This window comes from Vibrio sp. T20, from assembly GCF_007858795.1.
GTDB classification, from domain to species: domain Bacteria; phylum Pseudomonadota; class Gammaproteobacteria; order Enterobacterales; family Vibrionaceae; genus Vibrio; species Vibrio satsumensis.
The window spans coordinates 1-291 of sequence record NZ_VFEB01000231.1 but is presented as its reverse complement, the minus strand read 5'-3'; the positions used below and the strand labels follow the sequence as shown (position 1 = coordinate 291).

The 291-nt window shown below is 43.0% G+C and carries 1 protein-coding gene; it reads left to right on the top strand.

Features of this window, described 5'->3' with window-relative positions:
- Positions 1-291 (top strand): mechanosensitive ion channel domain-containing protein (locus tag FTW16_RS22225; RefSeq protein WP_146492464.1); only part of this gene is annotated, 291 nt, incomplete at both ends.

Here is a 291-nt window from a genome sequence, read left to right as displayed (position 1 = left end):
GTCGCATTGAAGCGTAAACATTCCGTGCTTAAATGTTTCAATATCACTCTGTTTCTACTCTTCACCGCTATTTTTACTATTATCCTAAACTTAGGTTTTGGCGACATCTCCCCGTTTTTATCCTCCATATTTGCGGTGCTCGGTGTCGCGTTGTTTGCGCAGTGGTCGATTTTAAGTAACCTCACAGCCAGCGTACTGATATTCTTTGTGTTCCCGTATCGTATTGGTGACAAAGTAAAAGTCGCAGAGAAAGACGAAGACATCAGCGGCGTGATTCAGGAAATCAGTATG